General features: G+C 43.3%; 18 protein-coding genes and 2 pseudogenes. 10 read left to right on the forward strand and 10 right to left on the reverse strand.

All coding sequences use genetic code 11. The features are described from left to right. Nucleotides 1-615 precede the first annotated feature (615 nt). Both ACOV1R_RS13690 and ACOV1R_RS13695 read right to left on the reverse strand, forming a co-directional pair. Nucleotides 616-960, reverse strand: a complete 345-nt coding sequence (locus ACOV1R_RS13690) for a type II toxin-antitoxin system PemK/MazF family toxin (protein ID WP_001748110.1) — start codon at nt 958-960, stop codon at nt 616-618. Then, entirely contained in the window at nt 954-1,217 is a 264-nt protein-coding gene (locus ACOV1R_RS13695; protein WP_001748109.1) for an AbrB/MazE/SpoVT family DNA-binding domain-containing protein, read from the reverse strand. Before ACOV1R_RS13695 ends, ACOV1R_RS13690 begins: the two co-directional genes overlap by 7 nt. 85 nt (nt 1,218-1,302) lie before the next feature. Between ACOV1R_RS13695 and ACOV1R_RS13700 the strand changes: the two genes are divergently transcribed. The 5 genes from ACOV1R_RS13700 (at nt 1,303) to ACOV1R_RS13720 (ending at nt 4,542) form a co-directional block, all read left to right on the forward strand. Beyond that, entirely contained in the window at nt 1,303-1,890 is a 588-nt protein-coding gene (locus ACOV1R_RS13700) for a site-specific integrase (RefSeq protein ID WP_172638272.1), read from the forward strand. A gap of 51 nt (nt 1,891-1,941) precedes the next feature. Then, nucleotides 1,942-2,313, forward strand: a complete 372-nt coding sequence (locus tag ACOV1R_RS13705) for a type II toxin-antitoxin system RelE/ParE family toxin (RefSeq protein ID WP_172638271.1) — start codon at nt 1,942-1,944, stop codon at nt 2,311-2,313. Beyond that, nucleotides 2,300-2,569, forward strand: a complete 270-nt coding sequence (locus ACOV1R_RS13710; protein WP_001748276.1) for a helix-turn-helix domain-containing protein — start codon at nt 2,300-2,302, stop codon at nt 2,567-2,569. The genes ACOV1R_RS13705 and ACOV1R_RS13710 overlap by 14 nt, the downstream gene beginning before the upstream one ends. 465 nt (nt 2,570-3,034) lie before the next feature. Continuing rightward, nucleotides 3,035-3,388: a plasmid mobilization protein gene (locus ACOV1R_RS13715; RefSeq protein WP_020923869.1), complete on the forward strand. Its 354-nt coding sequence runs from the start codon at nt 3,035-3,037 to the stop codon at nt 3,386-3,388. Further along, nucleotides 3,370-4,542 (forward strand): relaxase/mobilization nuclease domain-containing protein, encoded by a 1,173-nt coding sequence (locus tag ACOV1R_RS13720; RefSeq protein ID WP_158179075.1) that lies wholly within the window; start codon nt 3,370-3,372, stop codon nt 4,540-4,542. Before ACOV1R_RS13715 ends, ACOV1R_RS13720 begins: the two co-directional genes overlap by 19 nt. A gap of 359 nt (nt 4,543-4,901) precedes the next feature. On the opposite strand, the pseudogene ACOV1R_RS13725 reads toward ACOV1R_RS13720, so the two are convergent. The 6 genes and pseudogenes from ACOV1R_RS13725 to ACOV1R_RS13750 all read right to left on the reverse strand — a co-directional run. Further along, nucleotides 4,902-5,357: pseudogene (locus ACOV1R_RS13725) on the reverse strand (replication initiation protein RepA); the annotation flags it as partial. A gap of 47 nt (nt 5,358-5,404) precedes the next feature. Next, entirely contained in the window at nt 5,405-5,668 is a 264-nt protein-coding gene (locus ACOV1R_RS13730) for a hypothetical protein (protein ID WP_003582045.1), read from the reverse strand. A gap of 59 nt (nt 5,669-5,727) precedes the next feature. Beyond that, on the reverse strand, nt 5,728-8,532 hold the full coding sequence (locus ACOV1R_RS13735) for a cation-translocating P-type ATPase (protein ID WP_158179076.1): 2,805 nt from the start codon (nt 8,530-8,532) through the stop codon (nt 5,728-5,730). 669 nt (nt 8,533-9,201) lie between these two features. Then, a pseudogene (locus ACOV1R_RS13740) lies at nt 9,202-9,980 on the reverse strand (IS5 family transposase); the annotation flags it as partial. A gap of 37 nt (nt 9,981-10,017) precedes the next feature. Next, a complete protein-coding gene (locus ACOV1R_RS13745) occupies nt 10,018-10,152 on the reverse strand; it encodes a hypothetical protein (RefSeq protein WP_255782053.1) in 135 nt (44 codons plus the stop codon). A gap of 307 nt (nt 10,153-10,459) precedes the next feature. Continuing rightward, on the reverse strand, nt 10,460-11,992 hold the full coding sequence (locus tag ACOV1R_RS13750; protein WP_027822892.1) for a primase C-terminal domain-containing protein: 1,533 nt from the start codon (nt 11,990-11,992) through the stop codon (nt 10,460-10,462). 859 nt (nt 11,993-12,851) lie between these two features. On the opposite strand from ACOV1R_RS13750, the gene prgP reads away from it, so the two are divergent. Next, nucleotides 12,852-13,754: a ParA superfamily DNA segregation protein PrgP gene (gene prgP / locus ACOV1R_RS13755; RefSeq protein WP_027822893.1), complete on the forward strand. Its 903-nt coding sequence runs from the start codon at nt 12,852-12,854 to the stop codon at nt 13,752-13,754. Further along, the gene (locus tag ACOV1R_RS13760) at nt 13,741-14,010 is read left to right on the forward strand and encodes a hypothetical protein (protein ID WP_016526748.1); all 270 of its coding nucleotides are present in this window, start codon (nt 13,741-13,743) and stop codon (nt 14,008-14,010) included. Before prgP ends, ACOV1R_RS13760 begins: the two co-directional genes overlap by 14 nt. Nucleotides 14,011-14,247: 237 nt before the next feature. On the opposite strand, the gene ACOV1R_RS13765 is transcribed toward ACOV1R_RS13760, so the two are convergent. Next, on the reverse strand, nt 14,248-14,559 hold the full coding sequence (locus ACOV1R_RS13765; protein WP_027822894.1) for a hypothetical protein: 312 nt from the start codon (nt 14,557-14,559) through the stop codon (nt 14,248-14,250). A gap of 113 nt (nt 14,560-14,672) precedes the next feature. Here ACOV1R_RS13765 and ACOV1R_RS13770 point away from each other — a divergent pair, with 113 nt between their 5' ends. The 3 genes from ACOV1R_RS13770 to ACOV1R_RS13780 are packed head-to-tail and all read left to right on the forward strand — an operon-like array spanning nt 14,673 to nt 16,678. Continuing rightward, a complete protein-coding gene (locus ACOV1R_RS13770; RefSeq protein WP_027822895.1) occupies nt 14,673-15,974 on the forward strand; it encodes a Y-family DNA polymerase in 1,302 nt (433 codons plus the stop codon). After that, complete coding sequence (locus ACOV1R_RS13775; protein WP_027822896.1) at nt 15,967-16,287, forward strand: hypothetical protein; 321 nt, start codon at nt 15,967-15,969, stop codon at nt 16,285-16,287. The genes ACOV1R_RS13770 and ACOV1R_RS13775 overlap by 8 nt, the downstream gene beginning before the upstream one ends. Next, nucleotides 16,280-16,678 (forward strand): hypothetical protein, encoded by a 399-nt coding sequence (locus tag ACOV1R_RS13780; protein ID WP_027822897.1) that lies wholly within the window; start codon nt 16,280-16,282, stop codon nt 16,676-16,678. The genes ACOV1R_RS13775 and ACOV1R_RS13780 overlap by 8 nt, the downstream gene beginning before the upstream one ends. 72 nt (nt 16,679-16,750) lie before the next feature. On the opposite strand, the gene ACOV1R_RS13785 is transcribed toward ACOV1R_RS13780, so the two are convergent. Beyond that, entirely contained in the window at nt 16,751-17,074 is a 324-nt protein-coding gene (locus tag ACOV1R_RS13785; RefSeq protein ID WP_027822898.1) for a hypothetical protein, read from the reverse strand. Nucleotides 17,075-17,392 lie beyond the last annotated feature (318 nt).

Here is a 17,392-nt window from a genome sequence, read left to right on the forward strand (position 1 = left end):
TTAGTGGTAGCTTAATCTGAAACGTTATACACTGGCAAATTAAGTTATTTATAGCCCGTAGAATTAAGTCGTTTTGAAAAGATGGAGACGTTATATGGTAGATTGTAAAATTAAATAAATCTACAATTGAATTTTATTTACCTTATGAAGATGTTCAAAACGCGTTAAAGGAAAGTGCGCAAAACCCCTTTATACGTACAAAGGATGAATGGGTAGTGGGTAACAATGAGTGTAAATTAAATAAGGCACAAAAAAGGATGCTTAAGGATAAAGAAATATATAATCATTTCAATTTAGAAAATATTCCCAGTTCCATCAAAACGGAGCTAAACAAGATAGTGCATGACATCGATGACTAATACTTTAACACCAAACAGAAAGGGGCTATGAATATATAGGGTCTATANAATATTCCCAGTTCCATCAAAACGGAGCTAAACAAGATAGTGCATGACATCGATGACTAATACTTTAACACCAAACAGAAAGGGGCTATGAATATATAGGGTCTATAATTACAAAATAACCCCTCGAAAACATTGAAAGAATAACCCTCAATATCTATAATATAGATGTTGGGGGTTATTTGTCATTATATACTAAAAATAACTTCTTCTATTTGTCATCAATACTAAACAATAATTTGTACAAAGTGATTATTTCTTCTAGTTCTTCACGCGATACATGATCGACAATAGTTTCATCAGTGACATGTCTTGCCCGTAAATCTAGGGCTATGGTTTGATCTAATAATACTTTTCCATATACTGTTTGACTACTAGTTAGTCGATGATACATTGGAAAATTACGCTTGGTACTGCTAATTGGAGCCACAATCGTCATGTTACTTGTCTGACAGACTAGATCATTGCTTAGCGCAATGGCTGGTCGCTTATTCATCTGTTCATGACCACGGCTTGGATTAAAGTTAACATAAAATATATCACCTTGGCTTACCATTGAAGTTCATTACCTTCTGACTTTCCCCAATCAAGCTCGTGATCCCTTTTCCCGTCATCTTGCCAATCCTTAAATAGTTCGTGAATATTGGTTGGGTTCTTTTTTATTGGTGTTAAAACAATTGATCCATTTTCAATGGTTATTGTCATATCTTGGTTATCATCTAATTTCAGTTGTTTAATAATTTGGCTAGGAATTCTAGCAGCTTTCGAGTTTCCCCACTTTGCTAAGCGTGTTTGTTCTTTAATAAGTTCCATATTTTCCCCTCCTAAATTATTATTACAAGTCAAGTATATCCCGTGTAGATACACAATGCAAATATTCTTACTGGAGGTCATTTACATGCAACAAGTTGTCTTACCCATCAAAGATTCAAACGTTCTTAAAGAGGTTCAAGATACGTTACTCAATAACTTTAAAGCTGGCCGACGTAACTATACGATTTTTCAAGTTGGTAAAGCTGCGCTACTGCGAGTGAGTGACGTTATGGGTTTAAAACAGACCGATATTTTTAATCCGGACGGTTCTATTAAACAAAATACGTTTATTCACGACCGAAAAACTGGTAAACCTAATACCTTGTACCTTAAACCGGTTCAAACAGAGCTCTTATTGTACCGTCAATGGCTACTTGATCATAGACTAGCCTCTGAATGGCTCTTTCCTTCCATTCAACACCCCGAGCGCCATATTACAGAAAAACAATTTTACAAAATCATGAGTAAGGTTGGCGATCTGTTAGGAATTAATTATCTGGGTACTCATACGATGCGCAAAACCGGGGCTTATCGCGTCTACACACAATCTAATTATAATATTGGTTTGGTCATGAATTTGCTCAATCATTCCAGTGAAGCAATGACTTTAGCTTATTTAGGCTTAGACCAGGCTAGTACTGAAACGATGCTAGATCAAATTGATTTTGGTTGAATGCAATAGCATATAACTTTAAAATAATAATATATATGGTATAATTCAAATATGGAAAAGCCAGAATTTGAAACTTACAAACGTCCCAATGGTCATGATGAATTCGATGAATGGTTACAGCAACTGCCAATTAAAGATCGCGCTAAATTACTGCAAGTGATTACAGATACGCAGGATCAAGGTTTACTAGTCGCTCAACGCATGACTTGGGTTAAAAAGATAGAATCAGCTAAAAATTTATATGAATTAAGAAGTAAGGTATCCAGTAATATTCAACGGACATTATACTTTCACGTTAAGGGACCAAAACATGTGATTACCCATGGGTTTACCAAAAAGACACAAAAAACACCACCCGCTGAAATTAAACATGCGATTGAATTACGAACTGAATGGGAGGATAGTCAAAATGAAAATCAATGATATTTTAACCCGGGAATTAAAAGACCCTAAGTTTGCTGAAGCTTATCATGCTGACAAGGAAAAATCTGCCAGTGCCTTAGCGTTGTATCATACTCGTGAAGAAGCTGGCCTAACTCAGGCCGATTTAGCTGAAAGAGCAAACGTCCCTCAATCCACCATTGCTAGAATCGAACGTGGCGATAATGTAACGTTTGATAAACTAGCTGAAATTGCCCATGCTATGGGTAAAACAATTAAAATTGAATTTACTCAATAAGTTAGACCTTTAAAGAGGTATTTGGCAGCAGTTGATTTAATCAACTGCTGCTTTTTTGATCAAGCTAAATTAGCTTGCGCCGTTTGCGCAAAACTCCGCCTGAAAGGCTCCTGCTGAAGGCATGCTCATGATGCAAAATCATTCGGCCGACAGCCCCTGTCTGGAAGACTTTTTTACTCAAATTCCGATAGCAATTTTGAGTAAAAACGCGAAGCTTTGCCAAAAAGTGGCTAGCCAATCGGCTAACCATTTTGGCATTGCACAGCGAACTTGGGGGTCAAGGGGGAACGTTAGCTGTCCCCCTTGCAAGCACCGCAGCTGCCACAAACGTAGTCTTGTGGCTAGCTTGCGGGTTGCTTGCCAATCCTCTGTTATTCGATTATCATTAGGAGGTCATCAGCCGACGGCTGATCCGACTTTTGATATCTCGAATAACTTTGCCGCAGGGCAACGGAGGTGGGACTTGTGAACGAACCACAAAATCTGGCTAGCACAAAAAAGACGACTCAGGTTCATCGTCAGGCTAGCAAACAAATTAATTTTCGGGTGAGTGAACCGGACTATTTAAAGCTGGCGCGTTCGGCGCAAACTTTAAATCTGTCCGTGCCGGCTTTTGTCAAAAAGAAGGCCCAGGGGGCGCGCTTAGTTGCCCCTAAGATTGCTGCCCAAGATGCCCAGAACATCACTCATCAGTTAGCTAAAATTGGCGGTAATCTTAATCAATTGGCCCATCATGCTAATCAAGGTGGTCAAATCGATCCCCAAGCATTAAAGGATTTACAAAACGAGGTGCAACGCGTATGGCAACAACTCACATAAAACGTTCCACCAGTGCATCTAGGTTAGTCAATTACGCTGAAAAACGAGCCATCAAAAAAGATGGCCTCAATTTAGATATTCAGTACGCTAAAAGCGAATTTAAACAAGTGCGGGCCGTCTATGGCAATCCTGGTAAAACCCAAGCGTATGCCAGCCGGATTGCCTTTAGCCCGTTGGAATTTAATCCGCAAGATCCTCATGATCAGACAACGGTTTTAGCCGTTGCCAAAGAAGTTTATGCCAAAGCCTATCCCAATCAACAGGTGGCCCTTTATGAACATGCCGATACCGATTCGTTACACGTCCATGCCGTCATTGGCGCGATTAACCTGGAAACCGGGCAAAAAATGCACGGTAATTGGCACCAATATCGCGATCACTTAGTCCACATCACGGATCAAGTGTGCCAGGAAAATGGCTTAATGGTCACCCGGCCCGATCCTAACCGTCACGAGAAACGCTCAATGGCCGAAATTAAGCTCCGGGCTAAACAGCAGCCCACTTGGAAAGATCAAATCCGCCAAGCCGTCGATCACACCATGCAGAACCCCCTGATTCGCGATTTTCAGGCCTTTCAGGACGACTTGAAACAACAGGCAGTTAAAGTAGTATGGGAACGGGGCAAAAATCTCACCTATCAGCTATTAGGGACCAATTACAAGTCTCGGGGAACCAAACTCGGGCTTGATTATGAAAAGGAGACGATTTTTAATGAGTTGGCAAGCCGACAAAACCAAACAAGAACCAACCAGCAACCAGAACGAACCGTTAACCCAACAATTGACCCAGCTCAATCAGACCATAGCCGAACTCCGGAATTACCAGGGCACTCAGATTCAACTGCAAGCCACAGCCAAAACGTCCCTCGATCAACAACTTCATCAGATCGAACAGACCGCCCAACAAGTCAATCAACAGTTTCAGACGACCTTAAACAACTTAGACAGCAGCAACGCCAGCTCGCAGGCCCAATTAAAACAGACCTTACAAAGCGCCTACGCAGCATTCCAAAAGCAGACCAACCTGATCAGTCAGGAAAATCTGACCGCGCTCAAACAAATTCAAACCGAACAAGCCAAAAACAACCAGCGCCTCAGCCAACTCAGCGACCAAGTGAACCAGACCATTCAAGAGACGATGGCCCAAGTCGCTGATCAAATGGATCAGCAGTTACAAACCACGAAAAAGCGGTTCTCGTGGTATGAAATTAAGAATTATCTGCTGGCTGTGATCCCGACTGGTATTCTGACAGGCCTTATTTTCTGGTTATTGACCAAGTATTTCGGTTAGTTCAAGTTAAGCTTTCAGGTTTCCGCGTCCTCAATTGCTGACAATTTTATTTCAGGGTTAAACCAAATTGGCGTTTTATTGACATGAATTTAGGATTTTGAAACCAATTAGCGTCTTTTTTCGCTTATTATTGGCTATATTTATCGTTTCTAAGCCATTTTAAATCATCTCTGGTGTATTTTATATGCCAGTTAACTAAAACGGCTGAGAAACGATTTTAGAGCTAATCTGAAATGACCCCTTGATTTTTGAATTCTTCTGAGTGTTGCGCCCGATATTTAGCCCCAGCTAGTTTATTCCAGTAAATACCGAACAGATTCGTCATGGTCCCGTACAAATAGTTTTCCACGTCCTTAACATGCTTCTCGTTACTTCTGAGCACGTTAAAGTATCTTCTCAAGGTCTTAGTTATCAGTGGTTTAAGCGTATCGTCACCTAAATTAATTTTGACTCCTAAGGCTTGATGTTCTTTTTCGAGGTTGTTTTTAGCATTCAAAATGATGCGGATAAAGCGTCGCATTTGTTGTGGTGTTCGACACCAGAAACTGAGCAGTTGAATGGCTTCGGGTTCTAAGAAGACTTCCCAGCCACTTTCTGGATCGGTTAAAAACTCGTCAGCATGTTTTACTAAATCCCGGTTTGGGGTTTCAATTTCAGCTGGTGAAAAGTTAGTGCAAGAAATGCCCCACAATCGTTAGACTTCTTGTCTAACAATTGTAGGGCACTTCAAATCGGCTGATCGAGGACTTTTTGGTATTCGTCCAGCACGTCATTCGGCAAGGGCGTCAGTAAATGCAGGTCATCGATGACATCGCTGGCCGTGTCGGTGCTGGGCAAATCAACGAAAAGGTCGATTTTACTGAGACAATCACTTAGTAGATCGGTCAGCTGCGAAAGCGGCTTGCCGTTTTCATCGGTGATCACGACCTGGCGATGATTGAGGGGCTGGTGCTCGATCTGAATCATTTTCAGCGCATGATAAACATTCAACTGGCTCACCTCGATATGGTTACCCCGATTGTAGGCAATCTGGCCCGAAAAAACAATCTTTAATCATGCTCTGGGGCTACCGGCGGGCGATGCCAACGCAGCCACAGTTCTTTGATTCCAGACAAAATGAGGGTCGGTAGCGCCGGGATAAAGACTACCGCAGCATACAGCGTGCTAGAAAGTGGCGCGGTCCCCATCACTTCGTTGAAGAACGGCATGATGGTGACAAGTAATGAAGCCACCGCCGCGAAAGCCACTGCCAGCAGCAACTGATAGTTTTCAAACGGGTTGCGGGCGAACAAAGTGCGGGTGCTACGCGCGTCGAACACATGCCACAGCTGGCCAAACACCAGGGTCAAAAAGGCGAGGGTTTGCGCTTCTGCGCCGCTCATGCCTTGACTGGCAGCCCAGATGAAGGCGACATACACGAGCCCACCCATCACAATACCGCGCAGGAAGATGCGCCCGAGCATGCCATGCAAAATGGATTGTTTCACATTGCGCGGCGGCTGGTTCATGAGGTCGGCTTCTGGCACATCATAGCCGAGGGCAAAGCTCGGTAAAGCATCGGAAATCATGTTCACCCACAGCACCATCAGCGCCGTTAATGTTGGGGTGGTGGCCGCCACTTGGCCGACGGGTTGCGTCATCAGTAGCACGCCGAACAGCAGCGCCAACACCTCGGCGACATTGGTGGTTAACTCATGCCGCATAAAGTTTTTGATATTGCCAAAAATGGTGCGGCCGGCGCGGACACTGCGCTCGATGGTGGTGAATTTATCATCCAGTAAAATCAGATCTGCGGCGTCTTTGGTGACTTCGGTGCCATTAATGCCCATGGCAATGCCAATGTCAGCAGCGCGTAAGGCTGGCGCGTCATTGATGCCATCACCAGTCATGGCCACGGTTTCGCCATGCCGCTGCAAGGCGCGCACGATGCGCTGCTTGTGTTCCGGCGACACCCGGGCGTATACGCGGATGCTTGGCGCGAGCCGGAACAAATCTTCATCGGTCATGGCTTCCAGCTGCTTGCCTTCCACTACCCGGGCGCTAGGGTCGGTGACAATGCCCAGCTTTAAGGCAATCGCGCGGGCGGTGACTGCGTGATCGCCGGTGATCATCACGACCTGAATACCGGCTTGGTGCAAGGTGGTCACACTTTGACGCACTTCCGGCCGCGGCGGGTCAATGATGCCGGCAATGCCTAGTAAGGTCAGGTGCTGCTCAAGCTCAGCGGTGCTACCATGCAACGCCAGGTCCTCGTCGATGTCACGCAGCGTCACCGCCAGCGTCCGCAGCGCCTGTTCGGCAAAGCGGTTGACCTGCGCTTCTACCGCAGTTTGACCAGCTGGCAATGTTACGAGTTGGTCGTGGTCCAGAATGGCATCAGTTTTGGCTAAAATCACGTCTGGCGCACCTTTAGTCAGCACCTGATACTGGTCGCCATCTTTAATGACGACACTCATCATTTTACGGTCGCTGTCAAACGGCAGTTCGCGAATGATGTCGATGTCCTGCGCCTGGTCTTTGCTCAAAATCGTATCGCGATCGATCCCAAATTTGTGGCCCATCACTACCAGCGCTACGTCGGTGGGGTTGCCATACGGGCGGCTGCGGCCTTCGTCGTCGGTTTTAATCGCCGCTTCGTTATTCAGGACAGCGGCCATCATGAAGCGCGAAAAGCCGGGGGTGTCGGCTTCGTCATCAGGGATGATTTCGCCTACTGGTTCATAGCCGTCGCCTTCCACCACATAACTGGCGCCATTGGCATAAAACCGGGTGACAGTCATTTCATTTTTGGTCAAGGTACCAGTTTTATCTGAGGCAATGTAGCTGGTGGCCCCTAAGGTTTCCACACTGTTCAGGGACTTGATCAGACCGTTGTTTTTGGCCAGCATCGTGGCCCCGACCGTGAGCACAATTGACAGCACCGCCGGTAGCGCATCGGGAATCGCGGCCACCGCCAAGGCAATCGCCGTAGAGAGGGATTCGGCCAGCGCAGCGAAGGAGAGACTGCCAGTTTGCTGATAGGCTTTCAAGAGCTCCACCAGCAACGTGAACGCCACAATCACCATCGCCACCATCATCAGTTTGGTGGTCAGGCGCGCAATGGTGCGTTCAATCGGGGTCTTTTTGTCCTTGACTTGATCCAGCAAGGTGGCGATTTTGCCCAGCTCGGTTTGCATGCCGGTCGCAACCACCACCCCGAGGCCGTTACCATGCGTCACTGTCGCACCAGAAAAGCCCATGTTGGTGCGGTCACCGATTTGCACGTCAGCGCCCAATGCGTGGGTTTGTTTTTGCACAGGTTCCGCTTCGCCGGTGAGGTGGGCTTCGTTGGTTTGCAGCTCGGCGACATGGAGCCAGCGAACGTCGGCTTCGATGAAGTCGCCGGTTTTGACACTGACAATATCGCCAGGCACCAGCTCGGTGGCTGGCACCGTCAGCCAGTCGCCATCGCGCAGGACCTTGGCGTGGTGATCCGCCATCACCTTCAGGGCGTCCAGGGATTTTTGTGCGCTTTTGGCTTGCCAGAAGGAGAGGCCGGCATTAACGAAAATCAGCAGCAGAATCGCAATGCTTTCATACACTGCCGCCATACCATGGCTGGGGTCGTGGCGCACGAAGAAGTCATAGCCGGCGCTGGCCCAGGCCAATAGCACGGCGATGAATAAAATAATCACCAAAGGTTCTTTCAAGGTGGCCAAAAACTGGCGCCAGGCTGGTAGGGGCTTGCTGGCGGCCAAGGCGTTGGGGCCATGCTGGGTGAGCCGGGCCTGTGCTTCTTCACTGGTGAGGCCGCTTTGCTGGCTGGTGGCCAAGCGCTTTAGGACATCTGCTTTGTGTTCGTTGTAAGGGGTCATAAGTTTCCTCCTATAAGAAAAGGCCGCACCCAAGAATCGCTTTCCTCCCCGAGAAAGCTTTCTTGAGCACCGCCCAACCGAATTTTTTGAATTAGTTACCTTTTATTGCTAGTTTAAAGGATACCTAATGTTGCTGTCAAAAGATTTGGCCCGGGCCGCCGGTGGCGTGGGCAACGTGCACGTTTTCTAGTCGCTAAACTGTGAACAATGCTCGTGCTAAATGCAAAACTGAGCAAGGAGATGAACTATAAGCGGGGGACCCTTTGCTATTGAGGAGGAAGGCGAAGTAGAGAAAGAGCGGTGATTTGAACTCGAAACAGCGGTGCCGCAGGCTAGCAGCACTGTTAGATTAATCGCCAGCAGCAGATACTAGACAGCTTCTTATATTTTGAAAAAAGACAAGAAGCTATTATTAATCGTCCTGGCTTCGTTATTTAGCCCTCTAAGAGCCTGTTGAGGGCTTTTTGTTTTTGCTTTGGTATAAATAATATATAAACAGTCTCAAAACCGCTAAAAACGAAAAATAAGACCCTTAAAAACGAACACAGCCGCTAAATTCTTGTTAAGATTCAGAAAAACTAACTGTTTGCTGTCAATGGTAGCGGACGAGCGTAGCGTGGGAGCATAAGGAATTGACAGCTCTAAATCAGTCTTAGAACCTGTTTGAAATCTTCTTAGGAGTAATACCAGAAACGCTAAGATAACCATTTGACGACTTGAATTGAGTTTACGCTCACAGTTCTTCCAAAGTCGTCGACATTTATCCAACCAACTGAAGGAACGTTCAACGATCCAGCGTTGTGGCAGTACTTCGAATTTATGAAGCTCATTGCGTTTAGCCACCTGGACGGTGGCGTTTAAATTAGTGTAAACATCAGCGGCAAAATTCGATCCAGTGTAGCCACCATCGACAAGAACCGATTTAACTTGCTGTAAATGCCCAGAATTTAGAGCTAACATGGCACTGGCTCCATTACGGTCGGAAACATTGGCCGTGGTGATGTGAATTGCTTGTGGTAAGCCGTTAATATCAACCGCTAGGTGGCGTTTGATGCCGGATATGCGTTTACCACCGCCGTAGCCGCGATGCTCAGCAGTATCGGTATTTTTAACGCTTTGTGCGTCAATGATTATGAAAGATATTCTAGCCGAGCGTGACTGTTTTTCCCGTAGGGTAAAGACAATTTTTTTAAACACTGATCTAAGATTGATAGTTCATCAATAATCTGTTCCTCAGACCATACGCGATAATAGTAATAGACCAATTGCCAGCGAGGAAAATCAACTGGTAACTCGCGCCATTGACAGCCAGTTCTTAAAACATAGACAACTGCACAGAACAACTCATAAAGATCATACTTTCGAGGCCTCGTTGAACGCCGTGCAGCTTCTAAGTCGGGACGAATGAGTTCAAATTGTTGGCGGGAAATATTGCTTGGGTAGTTCATGACTAATCACCTTTTTTGAACTATCATACCAAATTAGCTAGATTTTAAACAGGTTCTTAGTCCCTTCTCCACCTCCAAAAAGCTTATCAATTAACTGATTATTATTAAGCAATGCTTCGGGCACTTGATACCCGGACGCTAGTACCACTAACCACTGAAAAAACGTTGTCATAACCAAACCCCTCACTTTCGATTTACAGTTAGCTTACCTACTGCTCATCAAAAGCGAGCAACACTACTCAACTGATAATGGCCGAATATTCCCGGCTTAAAACCCGCCTAGGCGGAGTAGCTTGAATCGTGATTATGCGTCTCACGTGAGGAGTTAGTTCTAAACGGTTTGGAGGCGACGGGACGACTAATAACTAAATAACACCCTAATCTAGCCCAGTTAACACCCAGCAGGCCTGCCCAGTCCCCAACCAAGAAACCCGTGTCCAGAACTATAGATACGTAATGGCATTTTAGAACACTAAATTCTAACCCGTATCTAGCAAATTCAATTGGGCATTGCGATGATGATCTTGGCGAGCATCAAGGCTCAATTGTTGTAGCGCCACTAATTCTTCTGAGGGTTCTAATAACCGAGCAACCGTTATCCAATAGTTTAATCGCTGTTGGCGTTGTAACCTCATCGCATGTTGTAACAAGCTACTACGAGTCGCAAACTTCGTTGCTTGCCGACCGCTACCTTTTTCACGATAAACTAAGCCTTGATCAATTAGATCTTTCAGGGCCTTGGTTAGACTACCTAAGCAAATATTTAATTCTTGGGAAATGTGCCGTAAAGACGTTTTGGTAAACCAATTATTGTCCTGGAAAATTCTTTGGTTAAAGTAAGCCATAAGATCTGCTTGCCATTCATGGACATGACTATTAACGCGTTCTGAACGTGGCTTCGCATACTTGTACCAGGTCGTTTGCGAACGCTGCAAATAAACTCGCCTGTCAGCATCGGGAACCCAAGTTTCTAGCAACGCATTCACATATTCACGACTGGCCGCATGGAACTGACCTGAATAAGCATCATTAATTACTTTTTGAACGTGCTGTGTCGCCAGCGGGTGGGTAAGATTACTGTTAAACTCGTCCAAAATGTCAAAACACTGGGCTTGTAACACGTTTGAAGAATAACAAGCTAAGGCCAGCGTGAAGATTGTATTGTGCCGACCATAGCCCACGTTTTGATCAATGTCCGTTTGGTTAATTAAGGCTTGAAACCACGGTTGGTCAACCTGGCGACTAGTCCGCCGAGCATAAAAAGACCGTTGAGTAGTTTGGGGCTTAATTTGGTGCTGATCATTCGCAAAATTAATACTCCAAGTCATTAAAGCTTGGAAGTCAACCGTCATTTTGGGCTCAAAGTATTCAATATTGTCCGGCCGCGGAACTCTGAAAACACCAAAGCTGTTGCAGGTCACATCAACCGCCGGCAATTTTTGCGCGTAGTATTGCTTTAACGACTTAGCAATGGCTTTAGCAGCCCTGACGGCTGGCAATTGACCATTGGCATGACGACGGACGAAAACCGGCCTATCAAAGACGTAGTAGATATGATAGCCCTTGGTAGTCGCCAAAATTAAGGTTGGAAGAAACTGTACGTCCAACATCGCCGTGTCCCAAACCTCGGCAAACTTCGCTTGGCGCTCCTCAGCGTCACGGTAGTCAACATCAACCACTAACGTATTGATCTGACTTAAATTTTGTTCCTTAGTGCCTTTTACATAATGCTTAGCCGCATCAGTATAGGTGAGGTAGTTAAAAACATTGGGCGTCCAATGCGTGCTGGTCGCATAGTTATCATAGACTGCTTCTTTGGAGGTATAAATCGTCCCCCAGCTTTTCGCCATTTGGCCTTTACTACGATACATGGCAATCGCACCTTGCTTATTTTGTTGCCCCGAAACCGATTTTTCCAACTTCAAGACGTTACTATGCCGGGCTTTAGTTTCCCGTAACCCTTGATGCAAAATCAAATCAATCGCTTGTTGTGCCGTTTCCGTCGCTGACATACTGCTCACCTCCTACAAAAAAAGAACGCCGTAGCGTTCTTAGTCATCATTTTTATGTATTAAAATTAAACGTTCAAACACTAGATTTTTAAGCAATCGCTCCAGTTAACGTGGCTACTTGGTATTTAAACCCCAACTTGGCTCTTAGGGCGGTCAAATTCATCAAACTGCATTCTTGCCAAACGTAACTGGCACGAGTACAATTAACTCATTCTTTGGTAGTTCTATGAGTTCCCGTGGCTTAGACCCCACGGGGATTTTTTTGTTTATTTAATTTTTAATTGGGATTAGCTTAACAGGTTTCAACAAACATGGAGCACTTCTCCCTCTAGGCTTAACTACACAAAAAGCAGATTAAGCCGCCCACTGGGGTAACTTAATCTGCTTTAACTAAACCTATGTATGCGTTTAACTCGACTTTTCGACTAGCATATTCCTAATAGGTTTAGTATAATATTCCTATCAGGCAACTAGAGTTGACTGCTTTTAGTAGTTCACATCCTAGCTAGCCATCTATAAAAGACGAGCGTTAAAGGCGATCAAGTAGCCTTGGTACTTGATTTGCTGGTTCAAAAATTATTGGAGTAATTTTTGAACCAACGCTTTTTTTTATGTTACTTATTTTCCATGTCTTGAATATACAATACTTTTCATTGTTTGTAAACACTTATTTAGCACAAGTATACTATTGCTAATGTAGTATACTTGTGCACTAATCCCAAAATCCACTAATGTAAAAGTGGATTTTTGTAAAAGTATACTTTTACATTAGTATACTTTTTCATTTGTGCTTGATATATCGTTATACTGCTGTATAATTGGTTTGTTAGCAAAAGTATACTTATGAGGAGTGTTGAATGTGACAAAAGTCATTGCACTGAGTAACCAAAAAGGTGGTGTAGGTAAGTCCACAAACAATGTTATGTTTGCCATTACAGTCGCAAAATTATTTAATAAAAAAGTTCTTCACATTGATATGGACTTACAGGCCAACAGTACTTTCATGCTAAGCTTGACATTTGACCAAACAACTTGGCCGGCATCAATAACTAAATGCCTTGATGACAAGGACTTAGAAGAGGGCATTGTACACCTCACAGACAATTTAGATGCAATCGCAGGTGATAAAGATTTTCGTAATTGGGGTACATGGTTAGCTGACAACGTCAAAGGTACTCACAATCGAACGTTTTATTTCAAACCTCTATTAGATAAAATTAAGGATCGGTACGACTATGTTTTTATTGACACTCCACCGGCCACTGATATTAAAGTAGACAATATCATGGTTGCCACAGATTATGTGGTAGTTGTACAAGAGACTAAAAGGTTTGCTTTCGAAGGGTCAAAAGATTTGACAAGTTCATACTTACAAACCTTGTATAATGATTTCAATGATGAAATTAATATACAAGTTGCCGGAATTCTCCTAGTACTTCTTGACAAAAATCATTCTGTTGAACAACGAATTGTCAAAAAAACGACCGAATATTTTGGCAAAGAGAATATATTTGGTCAAATAATTAAAAACCATTTGCGTTTAGAAAACTATGGCGAATATGGTGTACAGTTCAACGACTGGCATGATAGTAGAATGTTGGCATTGTTCTCTGATCTTTTCCAGGAATTGGAAGAAAGAATTGAACAGTTTGAAAAATACGGTGATATTAAGCCTGGCTATCAATATGAGCCTAAATATGTGATTAACAATCGTCTGACAACTTTAGGCAAGAAGGAGTTGAAACCAAATGGCCTTGATTAAAAAAGATGCCGACGCTTTACATGTAAACGTAGAAAAAACCGTTGATGACACCCGGAAACAGAAAACTATTACAGCTAAGGATAGAAAAAGCCTTCGTGTTGATCCAGATACTTATGACACGATTAAGAGTCTGGCATATATCAAAGATAAAAAGATATATGAAATTGAGAATGAAATGGTTGAAGCCTATAAGCGAGATAAGCTTTCTCCACGCGAAAGAGAAATATTTGATAGTATGAATAGATCAGCCAAATAGAAAAGTACATTAGTATACTTTTCTATTAGTATACTAATGTACTTTTAAGTTGTAGTTTCTGATCTTATTTAGTTTTAAGTTTTTAAAGTACACAAGTATACTTTTCCATTAGTAGAAGAGTATACTTGTGTACTTTAAAAACTTAATTTAGTTGTAATAATGCAATATTTTACAATAAGCGGTGCTGTTTAATTAGCAGCTCCGCTTATTATTTTTAAAAATCAATCTAAATATGCTCTACGAAAAATCTAACTCAATCATGGACTCTTCCATACCGTCAAGAACCTCATTTTCGTTGATAAATTTAAGCCACTTCTCTGCTGGCGTAAATCGATTAGCTTTCACTTGAGTATGCAGTTTCCCATACAAGTTCTCGACGACCTGCGCATACATTTTCTCAGCCTGACGAGTGATCTGTTCTTCATTCCAGCGTTTAGCTGGCTGGCGTTTTTTGTTCTTACTATTGAGATACGCCAGGGCTTTTTGCATAAAGATAGCTTCCACTTGGCTGTTATCACTGATAAATTTTTGTAGTTGAACTGTGTTCATTTGAACGCCCCCATAGATAATTTCTGTCAATTTATACATTTATTATATCACTTTTGTGAACATATGTTCCCTATTGTGGTAAAATAAACGTAAATTATTGAGAAGGTGAGCTTATGTTTTTTGATCAAGAACCGCATGGCGTGTTCTTTTTAATCGATAACAAGTCCTTTTATAGCAGCTGTGAAGCCGTTGCCCGCGGGCTTAATCCTTTAAAAGTCCCACTAGTCGTTCTTAGTGAAGCTAAAAACACCACTGGTGGGCTCATCTTAGCCACGTCACCCGAGGCTAAGCAGTTATTTCATCTTAAAGCCAATGTCTCACGCAAACGTGACTTGCCCAATGACCCTAGACTATGGATCGTGCCGCCGCGCATGAATCTCTATATTCAACGCAATTTGCAAATTAATCAAATTTTTCATCAATTTGCGAGTGAAAAAGAGGTTTGGCCCTATTCAATTGATGAAAGTATTTTGGATATGACCCATTCATGGCGGCTTTTTGGCAATTCTATCCGTGAAGTGGCGCGGTTAATACAAAAAACGATCCGCCAACAGCTCGGTTTATACACCACTGTGGGTATTGGCGACAATCCGGTGCAAGCCAAACTAGCCCTAGATAACTACGCTAAACACAATCATGAATTGATTGGTGAAATCCATTATGAAACTGTGCCGGATAAGATTTGGTCAATTAACGAATTAACGGACGTTTGGGGCATTGGCCCCCGTATGGCGAAACGTTTGAACCGCCTTCAAATTCACAATATGTATGAGTTAGCCCATACTAACCCTTATTTACTCAAACAGAATCTCGGGGTGATTGGGAGCCAATTGTTTGCCACCGCCTGGGGCGTTGACCGGACCCAGTTAACTGAACCAATCAAAACTAAGGAAGCTAGTCTTGGTAACTCACAAGTTCTCCCGCGTGACTACTTGACACAAAACGAGATTGAAACGGTCATTAAAGAGATTGGTGAACAAGTTGCGGCGCGGCTTCGTCACCACCATAAACTAGCAGGGTGTTTATCACTAAGCATTGGTTTTTCTTATGCTGCGGCTGAAACCGATGGCCGCAATGGCTTTCACCAGGCTTTGAAAATTGAACCGACTAATGATAACCAAGCTTTAACGCAACAATTATTGTGGTTATTTCGTAAGAACTGGGACGGCCAAGCTGTCCGTAATATTGGCGTTTATAGTAGTAAGCTCAGTCCTGACGCCGGGCAGCAACTTAATTTATTCGAATCCCCGCTTAACCAAATTCAACATAGTAAGCTAAACCAAGTTATTGATGAAATTCACCGACGCTTTGGTTTCACCAAACTCGTCTATGCCACCAGTCTATTGCCCGGTGGTACCGCTATTGAACGGGCTGCTTTGGTCGGGGGTCATAATGGAGGAAATAGTTATGAATAAAGATTTAGATATTATCACGAGTCGCTTAGCCTTGTTGTTTAAACCGACTAGTCGAACCCGTTATTGGCTAGTAATTGCCAATGACCCGTACGATTACACTTACAACGTATTCTTCAACAGCCAGCGAGCTAATGAGCGACTACGGTCAATGCCTTTACACAAACTCGCTAATTATAATCTCAATGACTTAGAAAACTTACTAAAGGTGTTGCGGCAACAGACTAAATTAACGATTGAATTTATTGGCTTTACGGGTCAAGTTTGGCCGCAAAGTCAAAAAATTATTCAAAAGAGGCGGCAGGGGCTTGAATGAAAAGGAGTTTGACCTCGGCATTGTTAAGCGCTTCTTTGAGCACGATTACCATGATCGTGGCCTAATGAAATGGCAAGGCTTTTACTTATCTGATCATACTGCCGCTTTAAACCAACAGAAGATCCAAGATAAACAACAATATCCACCCGAGCCACAACAGTCTTTAAGTATCGTTGGTCAAATCTTGTCAACAGCTTACACCCAGAACCAACCAGTCAACTTACAATTAAATACCGTTGATCATAATAATCAACACTTTGCGACCATCACAACCCCAATACTGGGCTATAATGGGGCTACTATTGTGCTTGCCAACCACCAATTTATCAATATTAATGATATTCAGCACATCGAATTAGTGCGCTCAACTAACTGGACTGGCAATCAATAAAGACCACCAAGGCGCTAATGCCGAACCTTGGTGGTCTTTATTTGAATAAGTGCTTGTGCTAGTAATTACCGTTTAGATATTGGCCACTAAAGAAGCAAAGAAAAACATATATAGGACAAAAATAGCAATCGAAATAATAAATTGGACTATTCCTGCTCGGTTCCAAGTCGCTTGCACGGCCTTGAATGTCTCGACATCTTGATAATCACCTTTTTGCCAGGCCCATTCATTCCCCTTAAAACCAACCACAAAAACCCAAACGATATTAAAAATTGGAATTAACGTTAATAACGGCAAATAGGTTTTATTGCCAATGCCCCAAAAAATACTGTACATAAATGCGCCCCAATTCCACCCTTTGACCGCTTGTGGCACTTCTTTACCATTTTCTTTCATCATTACGTTCCCCCTTAATATTAGCTTACCAAACCTAAGCTGGCTTGTATACTAACCTAGTATACATTATCGTGATATTGTATTACGTCGAGCAGCTTTAACTGGGCCTAGATTCAAGCTCCGACGTCTTGCTTCACGATTAGCCAACTGCAAGCTATTATTCACCTTAGTAATTTGTTCAGAATTTACCGTCTTTTGAAGCCGCTTTAGTCCATTAACTTGTTGTTTTAAACCCGCGCGTTTTATAATCAAGTTAGCCAAATACTTTTAGCTAATTGATAAAATAAAAAACACCAAGACAAATCTCTGTTATCATTG

The organism is Lactiplantibacillus sp. YT640 (assembly GCF_049745435.1).
In the GTDB taxonomy this organism is placed as follows: domain Bacteria; phylum Bacillota; class Bacilli; order Lactobacillales; family Lactobacillaceae; genus Lactiplantibacillus; species Lactiplantibacillus plantarum.